The following is a 19043-nucleotide window of genomic DNA, read 5'->3' as shown; positions in this document are numbered from 1 at the left end:
ACTTCACAAATCATATAGAATTGAATGAATTGGATTAGTTGGAACGCCGTATGCGGTGAAAATCGCACGTACTGGTGTGGACAGGGGGAAAAGGGAGCGATAACTTCAAACCCTTACCTATCTGTATAAATAAAGCAACAAGTGTTTATGGAAATAAAATAAGCTGGTACTTCAACCAGCTTATTTTTAACTTAAACATAGAATCTTTCTGCTGATTCAACTGTGTGTTTCATTAATGTAGCAATTGTAACAGGACCAACACCACCAGGAACAGGTGTTATTGCACCAGCAACTTCATAACAAGAGGTATAATCCACATCTCCGACATTCCCTTTGTTGTAACCAGCATCTAATACAATTGAACCCTCCTTTAACCAACTTCCTTTAATAAACTTAGGCTTTCCTACTGCTGCAACCACAATATCTGCTTGTTTTAAGATTTCAGGTAAATTGGAAGTCCTTGAATGGCAAGTAGTTACAGTCGCATTGGCATTGAGGAGTAGGGCAGAAACAGGTTTACCTAAAATTGGACTTCTGCCGACTACTACTGTATGTTTTCCATCAATTTGGATCTTGTAATATTCTAAAATTTTCATAATTGCTCCTGGTGTACAGGAAGGATATTCTCCAAACCCTAATGCAGTTTGTCCATACCCTGCACTTGTGACACCATCAACATCTTTTCGAATATCAATTGTGTCAAATGCAGCACGTTCATCAATATGTGAAGGTACTGGATGTTGTAAAAGGATACCGTGAACTGAGTTATCGTTATTCAATTCTTTAATGGTTTTTACCAACTCTGATGTACTTGTTTCTTCTGGCAAATGCACACGAATGGAATTGATACCCAATCTTTTACAAGCATTCCCTTTCATTCTTACATAGGTCTCTGAAGCAGGATTATCACCAACTAAAATCGTTACAAGGCATGGTATTATACCATTATCCTTTAATTCTTCAATACGAGTTTTTAAGCCGTCTCTTATTTCTTGAGCAACAACATTCCCATCTAATATGATTTTTTCCATAATAACGCCTCCTAAAGTTGTAATAAAAAAAGAGATAAGGATAAAATCCCTATCTCTGCCCAGACGACCCGACTAATTATAAAACACAGCTTCCTTGTGGTCATTTCCACAAATGTCGTCAGTTACTGTGTCTATTTACTTATATAAGAAAAGATAACATATCGGGAGTAAATGTCAATTTCTTTTTTAGAAGGCTTATACTGGCTGGCATTGCGTTGGCCTTTTTTTATTGAACTTAAGGAGCAGGTAGTTAATTAAAGTTAGCTTCCACATATAAGCTTAATTTGTTGGTTATTTTAATAAGAAAGGAGAAGACTAGAGAAAAGGATGTTAATATTATGCCAATAAAAATTCAAAGGTTATTTAATTTTGCAATGATCTTGCTAGCTTGGCTTACATTACCTTTTTTAGGTTTGAATAATTTAAAAAGATTTTTTCCTGCATCATTCTTAATTGTATTTTTTGAATTTTTTAATGTACTTATTGGAAAACGTCGGAAATGGTGGGTTTTTTATAATAAACCAAATTCTTATTTATTTAATGAATTTCCCTTTAATATTGGTCCATTCTTGGTAGGTTCCATGTGGATTTTAAAATGGACATATGGAAATTTCAAAGGGTTTTTATTACTTAACGCTATTGTAGATGGTTTCTTTACTTTTCCAATTGCAATATTATCAAGAAAACTTAAGTACTATACTTTAGTTAGGTTAAATCATTTTCAATTTTTCCTATTTATATTTTACAAGGCATTCTTACTATATGTGTTTCAGTACCTTTTTGAAAATAGAAAAACGTCTAGAAATTAATATGAATTTGTAATGAATATATAATGAAGCACATTGTGAAGAATTGCACTTAAACTATCGACTGAAAGATGGGGTTGCTGCGGTGATCCCTTTTTGTTATTGAACTATCGGGCAGTTTAGAAAGTATCTTGATAAATTGGTAAAAAAGTACACACAATAAATTTTGGAGGTGTATAATGAAAACTCAAAATTATTTTATATAGAATTGCTAATTCTACCTTGATTAACAGTACCCTTCTTAGTTGGTTAACTATAAGTTTCTTTTTCACTTTGCCCCCAAAATTACCCTTTAGTACATTATAATTCCAATCCTCAAATGGATTCTAAGATAAGCTACTACGAAATTTGGAGAAAACAAGAGAAATCGTGAGAATTTCCTTTCTATATAGAGGGAGTTTAGTTGAAGAAAAAAACGTTAAATGCGTATTTGACACAAAATGCATAAAAAAAATGGAGCTTAAGGCACCGTTTTTTCTCCTTTATTAACACAAAGAAAATCGTGATGCACAAAAGTAAAACCCCTGAATAAACACTTCAGAGGTCACCATTGGATTAAGTGATAATAGTTGTATCACTTGTTGGGGCGAAATTAGTGATAGCTAACACAACTGGGGAATTTTCTTCAATAGTAGAACCAGCAGGTACTGTAATGACTAATTGTCCTACGCCTGTACCTCCAGGTGTATAGGCTAATAAATCCTCCATCTGAAGTACACCGTTAACATAAACATTAAAGTAACTATTATCAGTTGCTAAAGCTGGGAGTGTAGTGGCATTTGCTCCTGTATCAGTCCAGAAGTCTCCAACAGCAATGGTTAAGGTCCCTGCACCTGTTACAGTAGCAGCTACTTCATTAAAGAACCTTTCAACAGTTGGAAATGTATCAACAGTTGAAGTTGCAGTAATAGCAAGTTTCATTATTTTTAGTGGCAATAAAAACACCTCCTCTCAAATCATTAATTATTGTATGTAGGTGAAAATTTGTTGTATAGACCTTAATACAGAAGTAAAAAAATTCAATCACATTTTAAAATCTAATTTATAAAATATTGAGGGAGAGAAAATATAGAAATGTTGGGAGCGACTAAACAATGGAAAATAAAATAAATGACTTAACAAAGCCATTTCTAAAAATTCCCATTATTCCTTCAGAAGAGATTCGCTATCGTCTCCCTAAAAAGGTTGAAGTAATTGAGTTTTATACAATTTCAAATGGTTATAAAAGGATTTTTAAAGAAGAAGATGGAATTAATGAAATTGGAATAAAAATAATTCTAGATCCTTGCGAAGTATCGTACATGAATCTTTTTATAAACGGAGTATTACAACCTAAGGAAAACTACGATGTTCAAAGTGGAGTAATAAAGTTAAATACAGTAGACGTACCAATTAAAGGAGCGCCTGTAATTCTTCAAATGTTTATTGTGTAGAAAATACTGAAGTTTTAAATGTTAATTATCTACCATTGAAAGATATCATTTTATTTTTTATAAGGGACAAGTTACTTTATAGCAAATATCAATTTAATGCACAGTTCGACCAATTGACACAAAAGAAGATAAGAAACAATGAGTAAGGATTTAAAGTACTACAAACTAATGTTTGTTAAATATCCTTGAAAATATAGAGGATATTCAGGAAAGCTAACAATAAAAATAGTGCTTCACAACAGTGAAAGCACCTATATTACACACTAATCCCATATACGGATTCTTGGAACACCTGCGGTTCTTAAATAATCTAATAACTGACCAGTATGAACAGATTCGTGATACGCAATGCGTAGGAGCATATCCCCCAGGTCTCTTATGTATCCTGCATCAGAACGGTCAATCTTAATATTAGTTAAGTCTTCTTCAGAAAATGATCTGATTGTATTTATGAATTGATTACGATAGGGTTCGGCAAATTCCAATTCAGAATTTACAGAATTGAAAGGTCTGTTTTCAAAAGGCGAATTAAAAACGGATAAACTTCCTTGATTTTTAAGTGCCAGGTGATAATAATGTTCGCTTTCCAGTACGTGCCTGACCATTTCTAGACAATTCATTGCTTCATTATCTGGCTTCCAACTTAGTTTTTCATCAGGAATAGATCTCCAGACTTTTATGCTTCTTCTTCTTACTTCATTTAAGTTAAAAATAATTAATTCAATTGAATTCATAAAAGTACCTCCTTTGATAAACATATTTTAATTATACACGAATGAACGTTCGTGCCAATCTGAATTAGGAATATTATTACAATATTTAGTTGTACTTTATACGAACGGAGCAAGAGAATGAGGTGCTGCGATTTAAAGGATGTTTCATGGTTGTTGAACTAATGGAGCAGGTTAGTGGAAGAAGGAATTCATTAAAGGTGCATTAGATTATCAGGTGTAGATATGTGATTGAGAATATTAAGCAGCTAGTATAAGTCCTACCTCGAAGATTGAGAAAGGATTTTATTATTTCATCTAAATTTGTATATTTTTCCTTTAGTGGAAGGAAACTGAAATATAAAAATTGGAACTAAAAATAAAAAAAAGAACATAAATCATTGAGTTTTAGGATGGATTAGTGAGAAATGGAAAAAGAAAAAATTAGTTCCGGTCAATTATTCGTTTTGATTTTTTTGTTTGAAATGGGTACTGCACTTGTACTTCCAATCGGATTCGCTTCTGATAAAGATGTCTGGCTTTCAGTAATACTAGCCTCTGTTGGGGGAATCGTTTTATTTATACTGTATGATTACCTATTTCGTGAGTATCCAAATCTTCTTTTAAGTGGGTATGCTCGAAAGATCCTTGGAAGAAATTTAGGCTGGATAGTTAGCTTTGTATATGCAACGCTTTTCATTTATCTCTCTTCTAGAGATTTACGAGAAACTGGGGCATTACTAGTGTCTAGCGTATATAGCCAGACTCCACTGTTTATTATTGAAACGATGTTGATTATTGTAACAATATATGCACTATACAAAGGTGTAGAAGTTTTAGCTAGAACAGCAGAGATCTACTTTGTCGTTTTTATTTGTTTGGGTTTAGTGGGGAGTATTTCAGTGTTATTATCCGATATAGTTAACATCGGCAATTTCCAACCGATTCTTGAAAATGGATGGAAACCTGTCTTAAAGTCAGCTTATCCCAATATATTAATGTTTCCGTTCGGTGAAATCTTTTGTTTCTCAGTCATTTTTCCTAATTTAAATCAAACTCAATCCGGAAGAAAAGTTGGAGTTGCAGCATTAACTTTCAGTACCTTAATATTAACCTTTACTCATGCCCTTGAAATATCCGTTCTTGGAGAAACTGGTTATAGGACTTCTGCTTTTCCTCTGTTAAGAATGATACAAAATGCCCACATAGGAGAATTATTTGAACGTCTAGATATTTTCGCGATTATTGCACTGATTATTGGAGTATTTTTTAAAATATCTATTTATTGTTTAGCTGCGATTAATATTATATCGGACATATTTAATATCGAAAATAAACAAAAGTTAGCAGTTCCGATTGCCTTCATAGCTCTTTTAAGCTCCATAATAGAGGCAAGTAATATTTCAGAGCACTTTAAAGAAGGGGAATTGGTTATAAAGTTCCTCTTACCTATATTCTTTGTTGCGATTCCCGTTTTACTTGTTGTAGTTCACTGGATTCGGAAACGATTAAACCTTTTATAAAACTAATCCTGAATCGAGAAGGAGTGTCATATTTCGTTTTAAATTCCCGTTTTGCGATAGGAAAAGGAACCCGTTCATGAACACGTGCTTCTTTTCCATTTGTTTCCTACCACTACTTACGATTCCAAAAGATGATGAAGCATCCTTTTAGGGTCATTTAAAAACTGTTTCATGATCTGAAAATGATTGGTTTCTTCCAGTTTTTTCTCTTGGATGCCAGCTTCATTCAATTCATAGATAAGTGAGTCTGGGTACGACATAATGATGGGTGAATGGGTGGCAATAATGAGTTGGGAGTGTTGATTCACTAAGTCATGGATTCTAGTCACCATGGACATTTGCCGTAAAGGAGAAAGAGCCGCTTCAGGTTCATCTAGGATATAGATTCCGTTCCCTCCAAAACGATGAATAAAGGTGGAGAAGAAGGCCTCTCCATGCGATTGTTCATGAAGGGATTGTCCGCCAAAAGAGCTAATGATTTTCGGACCTCCACCCCCCTGATCCAATTCCTCAATATTCGAAGCCACATTATAAAAACTTTCCGCACGTAAGAAGAAACCGTCCCTAGGCTTATCTATCCCCTTGATCAACTTGAGATAGTTTGTTAAATCAGAGTGGGAATCAAACGTAGAAAAGTTGAAATGAAAGGATCCACCTTCGGGATTAAACCCTAATGAAACGGCGATTGCCTCCAATAAAGTAGATTTCCCCATTCCGTTCTCACCAATCAGGTAGGTAACCTTGGGATGAAAGGGAAGATGATATAACGACCTAATACTAGGAAGATGAAATGGATAATGCGTAAATGCAGGTACTTCCTCTCGCTTTAAAGCTACACTTCTTAAATAAGGGGAATTTATCATCATACCTCAACCTGCCTAACATTTTTATCATCATTCTATCATATATGCTGAACAACTCACGCAAAAATCGGGTCTGGAAAGGTAATTCTGGATTTTTTGTTGGAATCGAACGGAACGTTTGTTCTATAATAATCTTAAATAATAATTAGAGGATGATTACTAATGGAGTTTAACTTGGAAGTGCATTTAATCATTGAAGGATCGGGGCTAGTTACTAAAGGACGTTTTTCAGCTAGAAATAAAAGAGAAATGGCAACCGTTGCACACAAATACATTCGAAGCATCATGCATGAAACAGGTTATCGGAGAACATACATTGAAAAAGTCATTGCCAATGGTACAGAAGAAATAACAGAGGAAGTAAGGGAAATAGAAAAGAGACCGATTCCACCCATGGATGATATTTTTTGGTGAGACCAGATACAGAAGAAATAACAAAGGAAGTAAAGGTATGGTTAACTACAAATAAATGATTTATAAATGAAAATCTCCTAACAAAAGTATTAGAGAGGCAAAAAACGCAAGCAATTAAACAAAGATAATAAGGAATGAACATCCATAAAAATGTTCTATTTAATCACCTTAAAAAAATAGCCTAAAAAATCACCAAAACATCAAAAAACGCCTCCAAATTTCAAATTTGAAGGCGTTTTTTGACGTTTCAGCACTAAAAATGCCCTCAAATGTGAAATTTGGTCGTTCGTTTTACCTGGGTGATCGCGATATTGTAGAAGTACCGAAGTAAGGGCTTACACTGAAAACTCTTGCCAAGGACATGGTGAGGAAAGAGTGTCATAAAAAATTCATATTCTAGTGAAAATCCTATGACCTTTTTCTTCATTTCTTTCTATATGAAAGATGAATAAATTTTAGGAGAAGAAAGGCAGTGGTAGAGGATGGCAAAGTTTAGAAAAGTACGGATTGATTTTTGGATGGATCCAATGGTTTCGGAGGAAATGACACCAGAGGACAGATACTTTTATTTATATCTTTTAACGAATCAGCGTACGACTCAAATTGGAATCTATCAGATTACGAAAAAGCAGATGGCCTTTGATATGGGCTATTCGATCGAAAGTGTTCATTCATTAATGGAACGATTCATCACGCATCACCAGCTGATTCGCTACAATCCTGAAACGAGAGAACTTGCCATTAAAAACTGGGGAGAAAATAATTTTGATAAAGCGGGGAAACCAATGATGGATTGTATTTCTTCTGAATTAAAAGCTGTTAAAGATTCCTCATTAATTCAATATGTTTCAGAGTGGATTAAAAAACAGGAATTCCGCAGCCTGTATGAATCTTTTTGTAAAAAAGAAGAGGTTAGTTTCAGTATGAAAGGTAATGACCAAGATGAGTTTGCTGCCGATCTTACTCCTGTATGGGAAGAGATGGACGATACGTGGACCGAACCTCATACGATACGTGGACAAGAAAGAGATAAAGAAGTAGATAAAGAAAAAGATAAACAACAAGAAGTTCTTTACTCCCAAATAGAGAGTAATCCAGATAGCGACCATACCATACATAATAATCAAAAACTTGTAGATGTTAAAGAAATTGTAGAGTTTTGGGACAACAATGGATTTGGTTTTAGTAACCTGAATGGTAAACAGCAGCTGTTAGCCTGGTTAGATGATTCTAAATTTTTACAGCCCAAAGCGGTGATTTTAAAAGCGATGAATATTGCCTGTGCCAATAACAAGCGAAGGCTGACCTATGTGGTTGGTATTCTGAAAAACTGGGAAAATGAATCTTTACTGTCCGTAGAAGAAATTGATTCCTTTATTGAGAGCCGAAATCCTGTACAAAAACATTGGCAATCCAAGGATTCTTTTCCTCGTGGAAGAGATATTCCAAGCGGCTTTGACTTTGATATTACGGCAGGTGAAGACTGGTGAGTATAGCGGAAAAAGCATTTTTAGGAAGCCTGATGAAGGCCGAATACTTACTCAAGGATACGGTAATCAAGCCTGAACAGCTAGAAAGTATCCGGCATAAAGAAATCCTGCGGAGGATGCTGGAATTATCCCAAGCAGGCAGGAATATTGATTTAATCACCTTTACCACCATGCCTGACCTTGAATCCTTTGGGGGAATGTCCTATCTTTCCGAATTGTTAGCATATGCCGACCTGGAGAAGTTCGACAATACGGAGAAACTGATCCTTGATTTGTGGAAGGAACGAGAAAAAAGGAGCATCTTAACCCTGGCAGCCATGAATGATTGGGAGATCGCAAAAGTCATTTCTGAATTAGATAAAATTAACCAATTAAAAGTGGAGGATCACACATCGTTAACACAGGCGTTATCAGATATGTTTGAGGCACCTTGGGAAGATCAAAAAGAGTTGATAACCGCAACCACAGGGATCCAAAAGCTCGATCATTTGACGGGAGGGTTTCAAGATGGAGAAGTGACGATCATCGCCGCTAGACCCTCGATGGGAAAAACCGATGTGATGCTTCATTTTGCAAAAATGTCAGGATGGGCTGGGTATTTGCCGCTGGTATTTTCTCTGGAAATGCCTGAAAGACTGATCACCTCTCGACTGATTGCTTCGACAGGGAACTTCAATCGAAGTAAAATGCGGAATCCGAAACGAATGCTAACTCAAGACCAAAAAAATAGTTGGTCAGATGTGATGGGCATTCTCTCTGAAACCCATATGCAAATTTTTGATGGATCTGGCCAAAGTATAGCCGAAATGAGAGCGAAAACACGAAAAATGATCCATCAATTTCCGTACAAAAAACCGATCATCTTTATCGATTACTTAACGCTCATCCATTGTGGTCAATCCTACGGTGGAAATTCCCACCTCCAAGTGACGGAAATATCGAAATCTCTTAAAACGCTAGCGAAAGATTTTAATTGTCCTGTCATTTGCTTGGCGCAGCTCAATCGATCGGTAGAATCCAGAGCAGATAAAAAGCCAATGATGTCCGATATTCGTGAATCGGGAAGTGTGGAACAAGACGCCGATGTCATTTTGTTCCTCTATCGTGAAATGTATTATAACAAGGAATCTCAGAATAAATCGCTTGAAATCATTGTTTCGAAAAACCGAAATGGTCCAGTTGGCAGCATCGCCGTCAATTACAACCAGCATACAGGAAGAATTGAGGAACCGAAGGAATAAATCCAACCGGGGAATGACCTCTATTTCGCCAAAAAAATTAGATAACGAGGAGTGAATCACATGAGTGTGAAAGATATTTACATGAATTGTTTACGATATGAAGAATCAACATTAGCCCATTACATCCACCATTTACTAGCAGCGAAGAAAATTGCATTAGAGGACGATTTCTCCATAAAAGACTTAGAAAAAGCGGACCATCAGAAAGTAAAAGAATTGATTCAAAATAATGTATTAGGTTTTCATAAAGTAGGCATCTACTCACTGAAGATGAACCAGGAGTATTTTGTCTTTATCTTTGCTTCCAACAATCAGGAAGCCATCCGGTTCTATGCCAAAACATTTCATCAAAACCCATTGAACTGTCACGAATATTCACTAGATTGTCAGATTGATAGAGGAAATGATGGGATTTCTTTTCGGGACATGAGGAAGGAATTCACGAGTTTTCCTGCTATAGCGGGGTATTCTACGAGGGGAGAATGAATCTTGAAGTAAAGACGTAAATCGCAATCAATAAGGAGATTCAGTTCGATAAATTAAAAAATTCCCAGATGCGATAACGGTGGTTGGACAGTAGTAAATAAATTTTACTAAAATACGTATTCAGAGAGCCTATAGAAATAGGTTCTTTTTGTTATGATTTAACGAAACGTGAATATAAAAATGTCAGGGTAGTACACTCTGGCTAAAAAGTGGAGTGAACTGGAAGAACTGGAACTGATGCTTCCCAATAAAAAGGAGGAGCCAGAACCAACTGCGACAATCATGGAACCTGCTGCTGATTATGGAGAAATTCAACCCAGGTTTGCTCAAATCGAGGCATTGGAAGAATTAAAAAAGACATTAGAAGAAGAGTACAATAAGGCTTTGGTAGTTATGGCGACAGGATTGGGAAAGACTTATCTGGCTGGATTTTTTTCAAAAAATTTTAATAAAGTACTCTTATAGCCCATAGAGAAGAAATACTTAATCAGGCTAGAGATTCTTTTAAAAAAATCATGCCTGAAAAACGATATGGAATTTATAATGGCAAACTGAAAGAGAGTAATGCAGATGCTATTTTTGCCTCGATATATACATTAAGTATGAAGTCTCATCTTGAACAGTTTAGCCCAGGTGAATTTGATCTTATTATAATAGATGAATTTCATCATGCTGCAGCGGATTCTTATCAAAGGGCGTTAGATTATTTTCAGCCAAAGTTTTTATTAGGGATTACCGCAACTCCTGATCGCAATGACAATAAAGATGTTTATGCCATCTGTGACGGAAACGTTGCATTTAGACTTGATTTCCTAGAAGCAATTGAACGGAAGTGGCTGGCCCCATTTAAATATTTTGGCGTTTATGATGATACCGATTACACCCAAATCACCTGGCTAGGTAATCGTTATGATGAAGAAGAGTTGCTACAAGTCCAATTAAAAGAAGAAATGGCACTTAAAGTTCTCCGTGCCTGGGAGTACAAAAAGCAGACTCGAACATTGGCTTTCTGTTCATCGATTCGACAAGCTAACTTCCTATCGAATTATTTTAATCAACATGGCTACCACACCGTTAGTCTTCATTCACAACAAGTTCATATCGGTAGATGCCAGGCAATCTCCCAGCTTGAAAGAGGGGAAATCGATGTCATTTTTACCGTTGACCTGTTTAATGAAGGTATCGATATTCCATCTGTCGATACATTACTGTTTGTTCGACCAGTTCATTAGGTCCTAGGGGGATTTTTTGTTCAATTTGGTTAAGTTTTGAGATATATCAATTTGTTTTTTTATATCATCTTGGATCTTCCTTGTATAAAGGTACACTTCAAACAGTAACTCTATGTCCTCTATCAGTAGTTTGCTTAGAGTAACTAAGATTCAGTATTTTGTCACCTTTCCCCGTACTTTGTTCATTGATTTAATGATAGATTAATAGTGTTTCATAATTAACTAAAAGTAAAAGTCAAAATAAATGGAAAGGAAGTAAAAGAATGAGCAAGAAAATACATATTTGTGTTATTCACTTTGGATTTATAGAATGGACAGTAGATTTTGTCCATTTAATTTTTTTAATTTGAACGACTTCCCACTTAGTTCAAAAATCATCTTAAATATCTTCAAATTTCTACCATATTTTATCTCGCAAGATTTCCCTTCTTCATAATTCTTTATATAAATGCTTTATTTTTTACTTTAAATTCCATACTTTTTTAGAAATCTATATATCTATACAAGGAAGGGCTGCTATTGGTTTCAAAATTGTGCAGCTATTTGACCCCATTGCTAGCATTAATACGGGGTTAATCCAATATAATATGGAGGTTTTGTCATGGGGGAAACACTGAATAACATTCTTTTAGAATTACAGGATTTAAAAAATGGGCAGCAAGAATTAATCCAAGTTCAGCAGGAACTAATAAGTCGTACAGAAAATTTAGAAAAGGGGCAAAAAAAATTAGTTACCTGTTCAAAAAATTTAAAGAAAAGTCACGAAGAATCAATTACAGGGCAGCACCAGTTAAAGATTCAAATAGAAAATTTAGAACAAGTTAAAGATCTATTATCTTTGGGGCAAAATGAAATAAAAGAATTAATTAAACAAACTACTGTTTATATGGCCGGCAAGATGTCATTTTCGGAAAAGATTATCATGGAAATTGAATTATTAAATGAAAGAGAGCGGCAAGAGGTTCTAAATAAAATCAACGGAAAAACTTTTATAAGAACGAACCAGACATGGGCGGAAAATTGGGATGATGATGATTATTAAAGAACTAGAAAGGTAGAGGAATTGAATAAAGCTATCGAAGATTTAAACGATTTCTTCTTTTTGGGACAAATTGTGAAACTGCAATAAATTAAAAAGAGAGGTAGTTAATCAAAGCTTGGTGAAAGAAAAACAATGGCAATGAACCCCTAAATCCAATCGCGGTGATTCAGGGATAAGTTGTATTATTTCCTCTTATTTTACTTTAAAAAATATAATCTTGAGATTACTGCTCGGCTAGATTTTTGCACCAGATTAGCCACCACCATTAGAATAACTGTTATTAAAGGACCGGACATGTTGTTGCATGCCCGGTTTTTATATTATTCAAAACCCTAAATTTATTATGTGTATCTTATAATAGCGCTGCAACCGCACGTAGTTGTCCCACAATTCCCCCCCAATCTGCATCTAAGTCAAGCGTTTTCACACTAAATCGGTTTCCACCAATTGAATAATCATGATCCGGCGTGAGCTCCTCATCGGTTTTTGCATATAAAAGGACTCCACTTACATGTCCGCTCCCTGTTCTATCCTTGTTTTTTACATAAGTAAAAATTTGATACAAGTTAGCTGAAATAATCGATTTGCTATTAAACAAAGTGTTGGTTTGCATGGTCCGGCCATAATATTTGGCATCAATGATCAGTGTTTTGGTTCCATAGGAAAGTGTGATATCTGTTTTCATATTCGGTAGAAATTCGGTGATATCATCGTCCACATTCCATTTAATGTAGGAAGACCCGACAGTAAAATGAGGGTAGTCTTTTTTGAAATAACCAAGTAAAAATTTCTCATATAAGCGGTGCATGAATTGGTCATCCAGGAATTCTTTCATCTTATATTCACCTGTCTCCGTCGTCATTAAAAGCCCTTTGATGATTAATTGGCAGATATTGATGAGAAGTTTGTAGGTAGCATTATTTCGGTGATAGATCAATGCATTCCAGTTGATGGCGAACGGATTAAGAGTTTCTATGTTCCTAAAATACAAGCTCAGCTTTTTCAATTCCTTACTGTTGGCTACTGTAACATCACCTGATTTAATAAGTAGTACCATGGTGGTTTTTACTATTTGATTCAAAGGTGTATTTTCTGAGAATTGATCGAAATGGCAAACCATTCGCCGCGTCATTAACGTGTTTTGACGAACAGAGTTTGATATATCTATTTTGCCTTTTAAGTTACCCGTTGCTTCTGTGTAGACGAGATAATCCTTATGTAAACCACGTTTCAATTGATTTGAAACACCGCGTACTAGAATGGCCGCCATCAAATCATGAAGGTTTTCAAATTCTTCTGTTTGGATATTTTTGAAGCTGGCTTCGTTAAGTGACTGATAGGCATAAGACAGCATATAGTATATATTTTTTACCTTAATCATAAATGGCACCACGCAGCCTGCTGCTCCAGTGTTCGATCTTTGTCGGTTCGTCAAACCAGTATTCTTTAATCAAAGGGATCAGTTCATATTCGATCACATCGGATAACCATCCATCATCAATGATTTCATTCGTTGATAGATAACTATGACCAATTTGAAAGCCACTTCCAAGGGAAGTATCCTCTGCGATATCTTCATTTAATTTCACTACCGTATCAATTAAGCGGTCAAACTTTTCACTTGCTATGTTTGCTTGATATTCTTGGAAACCATCGCTTCTAAATGCAGGTTCAACTTCATAAAAGGCAAACCGGCGGCGAAGGGCATAATCAATCATTGCTAAACTGCGGTCAGCTGTGTTCATCATTCCAATAATATGAACATTGTCTGGTACGGAAAATTGTTCATCTGAATAAAGCAAGCGGACTTCCTTACCTCGTTTATCTGATTCAATTAGCATTAATAATTCGCCAAATATCTTACTTAAGTTGCCTCGGTTAATCTCATCGATGATGAAAAAATAGGGCCGATCATCTGGCTCAGCTTCTTTACAAAACTCATAAAACGGGCCTTTAGAAATGGAAAAGCCTTTTTCGGTAGGGCGGTAACCCATGATAAAATCTTCATAACTGTAACTTTGATGAAATTGGATCATCATAACTCGACTGATATCTTTTTCACCCATAATGGAGTAGGCCAAGCGCTCTGCAGCAAAGGTCTTTCCAACACCTGGGGCACCTAACATAATAAGATTCTTCTTTTTAAGAAGAAGATTTTTTAAGGTCAGATACTTATCATCGCTCATATACACATCAGACAAGAAGTTCTCTGCCGTATAGCTCTCATAGTATACTGTGTCAGTTTCTGGATCTTCCGAATCAGAATCTGAAATGAACATATCTTCTAGTTTCTTGTAATAATCCGTATAGGGTGTAATATCTGTAAGAGTTTTTAAAACAATTTGTCCTTCGTGCTCCCATTCTCCTTTATGTGTCCAGTGTACAGTCCGTATATGTTTATATTCATTTCTTGAATCATCAAACATATAGTCTGACGTGACAACCCCTCGGCCAATGATTTTCTTCAGCCCTTTTTTCACAATAATTACGTCATCTTCTTTTAGTTCATTCGCAAATTGCCATGTAGCATGTCCAGCATTTTTATAGGAATATTCTTCACCATAAATCTCTTTCATTTTGCTCTTCATTGATTCTTTTGTAGGGTATTGTTTTAAGTCACCGAGATTGTCCCAGCCAATTCCCATGATTCCTTTATCGTAGAATTCTTCCCACAGGCGGGAACCTTCGCCTGGGGCATAGATCCAATACCGCTTTTTATCTTTTGGTCCTGCTGGAGTTGGGGCAGGGGTGGCCGGAACCTTTTGATAATCTCCTGTTATCATACTCTCAATCACTTCATCTTCTTCTTTGCTGACTCGAAAATTAGTTGCACCAGGATACGTTAATATCTCCATTCGTATTGTCCGTTCATCAGCAAGTAACGTAGTTCTTTCTACAATCGTGTCGGTGAGCTTTCTTAGGATTTCAATATCAACACCTAAATAGGGTTCTTTGTTTAGGTCCTCAGAACAATTATACGGATCGTTTGGTTCGGGCTGTTTCATCTCAGGATCACAAAGAATGGTACCGGAAGCTACAATGCCGCCTTCAGGTCCGGAAAGCCAAATGTAGACTTTGTCTCCTTTTTTAATTTGTTTATAATTTTGATTGACAGCCCAAGTAATTGTATTAAGGTCATGAACAGCACCAATCACATCATAATATTTGGGGTTTCCCTGAAAAACCCAACAGGATGGCTCAGCTAATTCCTTTAGAAATCTAGAATACAGTGACAATGCATTCGAATACGCTTTATTGCCAGCAGCTAGGTCTACTTCATGAAAATTGGGTGCGGAAGTAATCCTTTTGTATGCCTCTTCAAATGCAACTACTGATGTAATATGGAATAAATCAGTTTCGGTTAAAGGGTTGATGTTTAATTTTGCCGTAGCATTTTTAAGAGAATTCGTATAAGCGGTAATGGTATTGGATTTATACAGTTCTCCATTGGATTTTTTCTGGCGGCGCATCCAATTTTGGAAAGCAGCTTTTAAATAGGTATTTCTAGCCGTTTTGCCACTCCATTCTTTTGCAAGTGTTGGATGCCTTTCATCTAAAAAGGCCTTGAAATGCTTCATTGACTGCAAATATCCACTAGCGCGTTCTTGGGCACGTTCCGATTTGTTTTGTGATTTAAGATAATCCCTTATGATTTCTTTTGCTTTGTTTAGAGATTTCTCATCCAAAAAGATAGACCAGAAATCGATCCCTATATTATTATTATAGGCAAAGAATGCATCAGAAAAGTGAACAGCAATGGTGTTATCATTCCAATTTGGATGATTCCCTGCTAAATAGGTATGGAACTCCTTCCGTAGTTTTTCTACTTCTTGTTTTGAAATGGCCTTTACCAATTTATCCACCTGCAATTATTTTATTTTTTACAAAAACGCTGGCATTTCCAGTCTAACGATATAGAGGTTATTCCAATTTTACCAAATAATCTCATGTAAAAGGAAATCACCGGGCGGGGACTGGAGACAAAACTACTTACATTTTATTTGATGTAAAAGAATATATCTACCAAGGATGCCTTTATTTTTGTATAAAGTAAGTAGAATATAATAATATTATGTTAACAATTGAAAAGAGGCAGTAGTGTGGCAAAAAAGAAGGATAATGCAAACCATACACCTAGAAGGAAGCGTTATAGTCGAAGAGACCGCCTTCAGAATGCGAAAAAATGGGTGGACCAATATAATGGAAAATATCTTGCAAAAGGATATAGCAATTGGTTTGGAGTAGATCTGTTATGTGCGATAATGGAGCTTGAAATGCTGGGGCACAAATTTAAACAGTCTTATAAAGACCAGGTTAAAAATTCTCTCGTGGGGAGACAAAAGCAAAAGGAAAAAAGGAAGCAAGTAAAAGAACAGGATGAGGATTTTGGCGACGATATGTTTTATTTTGTCGCTGGATATACCGAAAACGGAGTACGGTATGGTTTAACTAGAGAAGAAAAGAAAGAAGTTGCTGAAATTCCTATTATCCTCAAATTGTAGAATTCCAATTAGAATAGATGATGATTTACCATTTTAATACTGCACTCTAATTCACTAGGTGAATTAGAACTCCCTTACTACTGGATTACCGAGAATGACGTGTCAAAGAGATCGTTTCAAAAAGAAGATGGCAAAGTTAAAATTAGTACCATTGATAGCAGTAAGGGGCTCGACTTCCAAGCCGTGTTTATTGTCAATGTGGATTCCATGCCATTTCCTTTAGAAGAGGATAAGGAACGAGAGGTTTCTTTATTCTATATTGGAATGACAAGGGCGAAGCAATATCTTTGTTTGTCGTATTCAGATGAATCCGAATTTACACACTATCTTGATCAGATTTTGCAAGAGAGAAACCAAAGGAAAAGCGATTTAGTGGAGATTAATTAGGTATCTAAGTTAAATAGAATTATTTTGATCCTTTAATAGGAAAGATAAAAGCGAGTTGGTCATAAAATACCAACTCGCTTTTTTAAATTGCCCCTGCCAAGGAACTTTATTTTACCATAATTAATAGGTAAGTGTGTAGCTTAATAAGATACCTATCCCTTATATAAAGCATCTTTTTGGCCCGACCTTTCAAAATCTTCACTTTTTTATTTATAAGAAATGAAACTGTTAATTCTTTTCAGAATTTTTCTAGCATTATCTTCGTTTTTAATGTACATTTTATAAATGTACTTTTTCTTAATCTTTTATACGAACAAATAGTTATCATTGGAGGAATTTAGGTTGGGTAATAATCATCAAAGTGAGAATTTGCAACGGGGTTTAGATAATAGGCATATCCAGTTAATTGCTCTTGGAGGTGCCATTGGAGTCGGACTGTTCTATGGCTCAAGTGCAGCCATTCAAATGGCTGGACCAGCCATCATGGTCTCCTATTTAATCGGTGGCTTGGTTATTTTTATCATTATGAGAGCACTAGGTGAAATGGCGGTCGATCTACCCGTTTCGGGTTCCTTTAGTTCCTACGCCAATCGATATATAGGACCGTTTGCAGGTTACCTTAGCGGCTGGACGTATTGGTTTATGTGGCTTGTCGCTGGAATGGCGGAAATAACGGTGGTTGGTGTTTATGTGAATTACTGGTTTCCAGATATTCCACAATGGCTTACAGCACTCGCTGTGCTTATCGTGATTACCATGGTAAACCTTGCGAATGTAAAGGCTTTTGGGGAGTTTGAATTCTGGTTTGCACTGATTAAAGTTGTAGCCATTATTGGAATGATTCTCGTTGGAGTAGGAATCATCTTTTTTGGAATTGGAAACGGAGGTCAGCCCGTTGGTTTGGCTCATCTTTGGACTCATGGGGGATTCATGCCAAATGGAGTCAAAGGAATTTTATTGTCCTTGGTTTTTGTGACGTTTTCATTTGGTGGAGTGGAATTGGTTGGAATTACGGCAGGAGAGGCAAAAAATCCTCAAAAATCAATCCCGTCTGCCATTAACAGTGTTGTCTGGCGGATATTAATTTTTTATGTGGGTGCATTGGGAATTATGATGACTCTCTATCCTTGGAATGAAGTAGGCATGAAGGGCAGTCCATTTGTATTGATTTTTGATAAAGTTGGAATTCCTGGAGCCGCCCATATTATTAACTTTGTGGTCTTAACAGCGGCATTATCTGCTTTTAATAGTGGGTTATTCAGTTCCGGAAGAATGCTGCACAATTTATCCCTGCAAAATAACGGTCCGAAATATTTTGGAAAACTTAATAAGAATGGCAGTCCGGTCCGTGGCATACTGTTCACATCATCGCTGTTATTATTGGCTGTACTACTGAACTACATTGTTCCCGAAAAAGTGTTTATGTACATATCTGCGGTTGCCACAGTAGCAGTTATTACCAGCTGGGCGGTTATCATGATTACACAATTGAAGTTTAGGCAATCTAAAACAAAAAAAGAAATTGAAAAATTAGCATTTAAACTTCCCTTATATCCCATTTCATCCTATTTAGCACTGACGTTTTTAGCACTTGTCATTGTCTTAATGGCTTTTATTGAGGAAATGCGCATTGCTTTAGTAGTAGCACCTATATGGTTTACGATTCTTTATTTCGGATATAAAATGATTAAAAAATTCGACTGACCTATTCTTTTGAAAAAGAATCTGTTGGATAAACCAGAGTGGGACAAACTAAATTGGTAGTGTCAAAACTTCTATGAAAAAGTGACCTGAAGTTTTTTTCTTCTCTCTTTTTTGTAGTGGAGGTACCCGCAATCGCTCTTGACAAACACACCAATGGTTTGAGGTTCCTTTAACAAGGG

At 35.9% G+C, this 19043-nt stretch carries 17 protein-coding genes, 1 pseudogene and 1 riboswitch; of the genes and pseudogenes, 12 read left to right on the top strand and 6 right to left on the bottom strand.

Annotated features, from left to right (window positions below; genetic code table 11):
• Positions 1–191: 191 nt before the first annotated feature.
• Entirely contained in the window at positions 192–1031 is an 840-nt protein-coding gene (locus M3610_RS26700; protein ID WP_285851495.1) for a bifunctional 5,10-methylenetetrahydrofolate dehydrogenase/5,10-methenyltetrahydrofolate cyclohydrolase, read from the bottom strand.
• A gap of 50 nt (positions 1032–1081) precedes the next feature.
• Positions 1082–1167, bottom strand: a riboswitch (ZMP/ZTP riboswitch).
• Between the two features lie 202 nt (positions 1168–1369).
• Here M3610_RS26700 and M3610_RS26695 point away from each other — a divergent pair.
• A complete protein-coding gene (locus M3610_RS26695) occupies positions 1370–1840 on the top strand; it encodes a hypothetical protein (RefSeq protein WP_251463508.1) in 471 nt (156 codons plus the stop codon).
• Between the two features lie 552 nt (positions 1841–2392).
• Here the strand turns inward: M3610_RS26695 and M3610_RS26690 are convergent.
• Positions 2393–2773 carry a DUF4183 domain-containing protein gene (locus tag M3610_RS26690; protein WP_098574753.1) on the bottom strand — a complete coding sequence of 127 codons (381 nt, stop codon included), beginning with the start codon at positions 2771–2773 and terminating at the stop codon, positions 2393–2395.
• A 158-nt stretch (positions 2774–2931) separates the two neighbouring features.
• Between M3610_RS26690 and M3610_RS26685 the strand changes: the two genes are divergently transcribed.
• Positions 2932–3270 (top strand): DUF4183 domain-containing protein, encoded by a 339-nt coding sequence (locus M3610_RS26685; protein WP_098574752.1) that lies wholly within the window; start codon positions 2932–2934, stop codon positions 3268–3270.
• A 263-nt stretch (positions 3271–3533) separates the two neighbouring features.
• Here M3610_RS26685 and M3610_RS26680 read toward each other — a convergent pair whose 3' ends face one another.
• A complete protein-coding gene (locus tag M3610_RS26680) occupies positions 3534–4004 on the bottom strand; it encodes a DinB family protein (RefSeq protein ID WP_251463507.1) in 471 nt (156 codons plus the stop codon).
• Between the two features lie 404 nt (positions 4005–4408).
• Between M3610_RS26680 and M3610_RS26675 the strand changes: the two genes are divergently transcribed.
• Positions 4409–5503 carry a GerAB/ArcD/ProY family transporter gene (locus tag M3610_RS26675; protein WP_251463506.1) on the top strand — a complete coding sequence of 365 codons (1095 nt, stop codon included), beginning with the start codon at positions 4409–4411 and terminating at the stop codon, positions 5501–5503.
• Between the two features lie 116 nt (positions 5504–5619).
• Here M3610_RS26675 and M3610_RS26670 read toward each other — a convergent pair whose 3' ends face one another.
• Positions 5620–6369, bottom strand: coding sequence for an AAA family ATPase (locus M3610_RS26670; RefSeq protein ID WP_396953680.1), 750 nt, complete (start codon positions 6367–6369; stop codon positions 5620–5622).
• A 159-nt stretch (positions 6370–6528) separates the two neighbouring features.
• On the opposite strand from M3610_RS26670, the gene M3610_RS26665 reads away from it, so the two are divergent.
• The 6 genes and pseudogenes from M3610_RS26665 to M3610_RS26640 all read left to right on the top strand — a co-directional run bounded on the left by M3610_RS26665 (position 6529) and on the right by M3610_RS26640 (position 12271).
• Positions 6529–6780, top strand: a complete 252-nt coding sequence (locus M3610_RS26665) for a hypothetical protein (protein ID WP_251463505.1) — start codon at positions 6529–6531, stop codon at positions 6778–6780.
• A 482-nt stretch (positions 6781–7262) separates the two neighbouring features.
• Positions 7263–8270, top strand: coding sequence for a DnaD domain protein (locus tag M3610_RS26660; RefSeq protein ID WP_251463504.1), 1008 nt, complete (start codon positions 7263–7265; stop codon positions 8268–8270).
• Positions 8267–9511, top strand: coding sequence for a replicative DNA helicase (locus M3610_RS26655; protein WP_251463503.1), 1245 nt, complete (start codon positions 8267–8269; stop codon positions 9509–9511). Before M3610_RS26660 ends, M3610_RS26655 begins: the two co-directional genes overlap by 4 nt.
• A gap of 60 nt (positions 9512–9571) precedes the next feature.
• On the top strand, positions 9572–9997 hold the full coding sequence (locus tag M3610_RS26650) for a hypothetical protein (RefSeq protein ID WP_251463502.1): 426 nt from the start codon (positions 9572–9574) through the stop codon (positions 9995–9997).
• Between the two features lie 198 nt (positions 9998–10195).
• A pseudogene (locus M3610_RS26645) lies at positions 10196–11220 on the top strand (DEAD/DEAH box helicase); the annotation flags it as partial.
• A 610-nt stretch (positions 11221–11830) separates the two neighbouring features.
• Positions 11831–12271 (top strand): hypothetical protein, encoded by a 441-nt coding sequence (locus M3610_RS26640; RefSeq protein WP_251463501.1) that lies wholly within the window; start codon positions 11831–11833, stop codon positions 12269–12271.
• Positions 12272–12623: 352 nt separating this feature from the next.
• On the opposite strand, the gene mcrC is transcribed toward M3610_RS26640, so the two are convergent.
• Positions 12624–13652, bottom strand: a complete 1029-nt coding sequence (gene mcrC, locus M3610_RS26635) for a 5-methylcytosine-specific restriction endonuclease system specificity protein McrC (RefSeq protein ID WP_251463509.1) — start codon at positions 13650–13652, stop codon at positions 12624–12626.
• Positions 13645–16125 carry an AAA family ATPase gene (locus tag M3610_RS26630; protein ID WP_251463500.1) on the bottom strand — a complete coding sequence of 827 codons (2481 nt, stop codon included), beginning with the start codon at positions 16123–16125 and terminating at the stop codon, positions 13645–13647. The genes mcrC and M3610_RS26630 overlap by 8 nt, the downstream gene beginning before the upstream one ends.
• Positions 16126–16371: 246 nt before the next feature.
• Here M3610_RS26630 and M3610_RS26625 point away from each other — a divergent pair, with 246 nt between their 5' ends.
• The 3 genes from M3610_RS26625 to M3610_RS26615 all read left to right on the top strand — a co-directional run bounded on the left by M3610_RS26625 (position 16372) and on the right by M3610_RS26615 (position 18864).
• Positions 16372–16773 carry a hypothetical protein gene (locus M3610_RS26625; RefSeq protein ID WP_251463499.1) on the top strand — a complete coding sequence of 134 codons (402 nt, stop codon included), beginning with the start codon at positions 16372–16374 and terminating at the stop codon, positions 16771–16773.
• Positions 16774–16872: 99 nt separating this feature from the next.
• Entirely contained in the window at positions 16873–17160 is a 288-nt protein-coding gene (locus M3610_RS26620; RefSeq protein WP_251463498.1) for a 3'-5' exonuclease, read from the top strand.
• A 342-nt stretch (positions 17161–17502) separates the two neighbouring features.
• Positions 17503–18864, top strand: a complete 1362-nt coding sequence (locus tag M3610_RS26615) for an amino acid permease (RefSeq protein WP_251463497.1) — start codon at positions 17503–17505, stop codon at positions 18862–18864.
• Positions 18865–19043: the final 179 nt, after the last annotated feature.

The organism is Neobacillus sp. MER 74, assembly GCF_023714155.1.
Note: the sequence above shows the minus strand (reverse complement) of the source record. Positions and strands in the feature narration are given on the sequence as shown.

What these genes read in the sequence shown, in the direction of transcription:
- M3610_RS26700 (WP_285851495.1), bottom strand. Translation starts at nt 1,031, where the DNA reads ATGGAAAAAATCATATTAGATGGGAATGTTGTTGCTCAAGAAATAAGA.
- M3610_RS26695 (WP_251463508.1), top strand. Translation starts at nt 1,370, where the DNA reads ATGCCAATAAAAATTCAAAGGTTATTTAATTTTGCAATGATCTTGCTA.
- M3610_RS26685 (WP_098574752.1), top strand. Translation starts at nt 2,932, where the DNA reads ATGGAAAATAAAATAAATGACTTAACAAAGCCATTTCTAAAAATTCCC.
- M3610_RS26680 (WP_251463507.1), bottom strand. Translation starts at nt 4,004, where the DNA reads ATGAATTCAATTGAATTAATTATTTTTAACTTAAATGAAGTAAGAAGA.
- M3610_RS26675 (WP_251463506.1), top strand. Translation starts at nt 4,409, where the DNA reads ATGGAAAAAGAAAAAATTAGTTCCGGTCAATTATTCGTTTTGATTTTT.
- M3610_RS26670 (WP_396953680.1), bottom strand. Translation starts at nt 6,369, where the DNA reads ATGATGATAAATTCCCCTTATTTAAGAAGTGTAGCTTTAAAGCGAGAG.
- M3610_RS26665 (WP_251463505.1), top strand. Translation starts at nt 6,529, where the DNA reads ATGGAGTTTAACTTGGAAGTGCATTTAATCATTGAAGGATCGGGGCTA.
- M3610_RS26660 (WP_251463504.1), top strand. Translation starts at nt 7,263, where the DNA reads ATGGCAAAGTTTAGAAAAGTACGGATTGATTTTTGGATGGATCCAATG.
- M3610_RS26650 (WP_251463502.1), top strand. Translation starts at nt 9,572, where the DNA reads ATGAGTGTGAAAGATATTTACATGAATTGTTTACGATATGAAGAATCA.
- M3610_RS26640 (WP_251463501.1), top strand. Translation starts at nt 11,831, where the DNA reads ATGGGGGAAACACTGAATAACATTCTTTTAGAATTACAGGATTTAAAA.
- mcrC (WP_251463509.1), bottom strand. Translation starts at nt 13,652, where the DNA reads ATGATTAAGGTAAAAAATATATACTATATGCTGTCTTATGCCTATCAG.